Below are 3,755 nucleotides of genomic sequence, written 5' to 3' on the forward strand. Positions count from 1 at the left end.
GAACCCTCGGTCCCTGCCCCTGCCCCTGCCCCCGAGCCCGCGCCCGCTGAGCGCCGCCCCGCGTCCAAGCAGCGCGCCAAGCGCCGTGCCCGGGGCAGTGCCCGGTTCGCCGGGATGATCGACGACGCGGACACCGGCGCCACGCCCGACGTCGACCCCACCGGGGCGCCGGTGATGCCCGCGCCCGCCGCGACCCCGGGCCGCCGTAACCCACGCGGGGCGCGATTCGCCGGGGCCGGTGCTGCCGCCAAGTCCGCGACGCCCGTGCGGGTGGCGCTGGACGACGATGCCCGGCACGACACCATCGACACCGTCCGCACCCTCGTACGACTGCGCGGCGAGGGACGCACCGGCGAGGCGCACGCGCTGCTCGTGGAGGCGTCCCAGTGGCCCGCCGCCCGCTTTCCGCTGCTCGCCGCCGAACTGCACCGCGCGGGGCTCGGCGCCGACTGGGCGACCCTCCTCTGGGAGGCCGCGTCGCTGCCGGCCGACCGGCTGGTCGCCGCCGCCGACGCGCTCGTCGCGGCGGGGCGGGCGACCGACGGTGAGCAGATACTGCGCCAGGGCATGGCGCGGCCCGCCCAGGAGGTGGGCGAGGCCGTGCTCCGGCTGGCCGAGAAGGGCAGCCGGCGTGAGGTGCGGGCGCTGCTCGACGCGTACGTCCGGGTCCGCACCCCCGAGGAGGCCGCCCGCAGTGTCGCCGCCGACCCCCAGCGCCTCGTACCCCTGCTCCTGGAGGCGGCCCGGGGTGCCTCCGAGGACCGTTACTGGGATCTGGTGCACGCCCTCCGGGTCGCGGGCCACAGCGCGTGATCCGGCTGGACGCGACTCGCCCACAGGAGTGTGAAACGTGATCGACTCCGCGGGTTAACGGCGATGGTCTTGGCAAGGCTCCTCCGGAGGCTTACTTTCAAGCCCCTACGACCTTTGTGACCTTGTCTACGGGCGTAGAGGCTCTCTGACGTCCAGCCGAAGGAGCAGGTCATGGCCAACGTCGTACGTGCCGCTCTGGTCCAGGCCACCTGGACCGGTGACACCGAGTCCATGGTCGCCAAACACGTGGAGCACGCCCGCGAGGCCGCCCGGCAGGGCGCCAAGGTCATCGGATTCCAGGAAGTCTTCAACGCGCCCTACTTCTGCCAGGTCCAGGAGCCCGAGCACTACCGCTGGGCCGAGCCCGTCCCCGACGGGCCGACCGTCAGCCGTATGCAGGAGCTGGCACGCGAGACCGGCATGGTCATCGTCGTACCCGTGTTCGAGATCGAGCAGTCCGGGTTCTACTACAACACCGCCGCGGTGATCGACGCCGACGGTACCTACCTCGGCAAGTACCGCAAGCACCACATCCCGCAGGTCAAGGGCTTCTGGGAGAAGTACTACTTCAAGCCCGGCAACGTCGGCTGGCCCGTCTTCGAGACGGCCGTGGGGAAGGTCGGCGTCTACATCTGCTACGACCGCCACTTCCCGGAGGGCTGGCGTCAGCTCGGTCTGAACGGCGCGCAGCTCGTCTACAACCCGTCCGCGACCCACCGGGGCCTCTCCTCCCACCTGTGGCAGCTGGAGCAGCCCGCGGCGGCCGTCGCCAACGAGTACTTCGTCGCCGCCATCAACCGGGTCGGCCAGGAGGAGTACGGGGACAACGACTTCTACGGGACCTCGTACTTCGTGAACCCGCGCGGCCAGTTCGTCGGCGAGGTAGCGAGTGACAAGGACGAGGAACTCGTCGTGCGGGATCTTGATTTCGATCTCATCGAGGAAGTCCGGCAGCAGTGGGCCTTCTACCGGGACCGGCGGCCGGACGCGTACGAAGGGCTGGTGCAGCCGTGAGTGATCTGTACGGGCGTCACAAGGCAGTTCTGCCGGACTGGCTCGCCCTCTACTACGCGGACCCCATCGAGATCACGCACGGCGAGGGCCGCTACGTGTGGGACGCGGACGGGAAGCGGTACCTCGACTTCTTCGGCGGCATCCTCACCACGATGACCGCGCACGCCCTGCCCGAGATCACCAAGGCGGTCAGCGAACAGGCCGGGCGGATCATCCACTCGTCCACCCTGTACCTCAACCGGCCGATGGTCGAACTCGCCGAGCGCGTCGCCGAGTTGTCCGGCATCCCGGACGCCCGCGTCTTCTTCACCACCTCCGGGACCGAGGCCAACGACACGGCCCTCCTCCTCGCCACCTCCTACCGGCGCAGCAACCAGATCCTGGCCATGCGCAACAGCTACCACGGCCGCTCCTTCAGCACGGTCGGCATCACCGGCAACAAGGGCTGGTCCCCGACCTCCCTGTCCCCGCTCCAGACCCTGTACGTCCACGGCGGCGTCCGCACCCGTGGTCCGTACGCCGATCTGAGCGACGCCGAGTTCATCGCCGCCTGCGTCGACGACCTGGAGGACCTGCTCGGGCACGTCCGCCCGCCCGCGGCCCTGATCGCCGAACCCATCCAGGGCGTCGGCGGCTTCACCTCGCCGCCCGACGGGCTCTACGCGGCCTTCCGGCGGGTGCTCCAGGAACGCGGCATCCTGTGGATCGCCGACGAGGTGCAGACCGGCTGGGGTCGCACGGGCGAACACTTCTGGGGCTGGCAGGCACACGCGGAGAACGGTCCGCCGGACATCCTCACCTTCGCCAAGGGCATCGGCAACGGCATGTCCATCGGCGGGGTCGTGGCCCGCGCCGAGATCATGAACTGCCTCGACTCCAACTCCATCTCCACCTTCGGCGGCACCCAGATCACCATGGCGGCCGGCCTCGCCAACCTCAACTACCTTCTGGAACACGACCTCCAGGGCAACGCCCGGCGCGTCGGCGGCCTCCTCATCGAACGGCTCCGGGCCGTCGCCGCACAGCTCCCGGGCGTACGGGAGGTCCGTGGGCGCGGACTGATGATCGGCGTCGAGCTGGTCAAGCCGGGGACCGACACCGCCGACCCGGAGACCGCCGCCGCCGTGCTCGAAGCGGCCCGGGAGGAGGGGCTGCTCCTCGGCAAGGGGGGCGGCCACAACACCAGCGCGCTGCGCATCGCACCGCCGCTGTCCCTCACCGTCGCGGAGGCCGAGGAGGGCGCCGCGATCCTCGAACGTGCTCTGAGGAGCCGCGTCCAGTAACACCACAGTGTGAACACAGCAAGAAAGTCGGCCCCATGCTCACGACCACCACCTTGGAACCCGCCCTGTCCGTCCGTCAGGTCCTCGGCCTGGAACGGGTGCTCGCCGGGGAGCCCGAGGTGGTGGCCGGAGCCGGCCAGCTCGACCGGGCCGTGCGCTGGGTGCATGTCGCCGAGGCCGCCGACGTCGGCGTGATGCTGAGCGGCGGCGAGATGATCCTGACGACCGGGGTGCTGCTCGCGGGGGACGAGGAGGCCCAGGCCGAGTACGTCCGGTCGCTGCACCGGGCGGAGGCCGCCGCCGTAGTCCTCGGGCTCGGACGCGCCTTCCCCTCGCCGCCGGACGTGATGCGGCGTGCGGCCGAGCGGTGCGGACTGCCGATGGTGGTGCTCCACCGGCCCTTCCCCTTCGCGGAGTTGACGGAGGAGGTCCAGTCCCGGCTTGTACGGCGGAAGTTCGCCGCCGTGAGCCTGTCCGAGACCGTGCGGACCGCTCTCACCGGGCTCATCACCTCCGGCGCCCCGCTGCAGCCGCTGCTCGACGAGGTCGCCTCGCACAGCGCCTGTCCCGTCGTCGTCACCAACCTCGCCCACCGGGTCCTCGCCACGGCGGGGGAGCGGTCGGCCGTGGACGACGTGCTGCGCG

General features: G+C 71.1%; 3 protein-coding genes and 1 pseudogene. All 4 read left to right on the top strand.

Features of this window, described 5'->3' with window-relative positions; all coding sequences use genetic code 11:
* Nucleotides 1–813 (top strand): annotated as a pseudogene (locus STRTUCAR8_RS02880) (hypothetical protein); the annotation flags it as partial.
* Between the two features lie 171 nt (nt 814–984).
* Nucleotides 985–1,827, top strand: a complete 843-nt coding sequence (locus STRTUCAR8_RS02885) for a nitrilase-related carbon-nitrogen hydrolase (protein WP_006373899.1) — start codon at nt 985–987, stop codon at nt 1,825–1,827.
* Nucleotides 1,824–3,110 (top strand): aspartate aminotransferase family protein, encoded by a 1,287-nt coding sequence (locus tag STRTUCAR8_RS02890; protein WP_006373898.1) that lies wholly within the window; start codon nt 1,824–1,826, stop codon nt 3,108–3,110. The genes STRTUCAR8_RS02885 and STRTUCAR8_RS02890 overlap by 4 nt, the downstream gene beginning before the upstream one ends.
* A 35-nt stretch (nt 3,111–3,145) precedes the next feature.
* A partial coding sequence (locus STRTUCAR8_RS02895) for a PucR family transcriptional regulator ligand-binding domain-containing protein (RefSeq protein WP_006373900.1) occupies nt 3,146–3,755 on the top strand: 610 nt, incomplete at its 3' end.

The sequence above is a fragment of the Streptomyces turgidiscabies Car8 genome, from assembly GCF_000331005.1.
GTDB lineage: Bacteria > Actinomycetota > Actinomycetes > Streptomycetales > Streptomycetaceae > Streptomyces > Streptomyces turgidiscabies.

What these genes read in the sequence shown, in the direction of transcription:
- STRTUCAR8_RS02885 (WP_006373899.1), top strand. Translation starts at nt 985, where the DNA reads ATGGCCAACGTCGTACGTGCCGCTCTGGTCCAGGCCACCTGGACCGGT.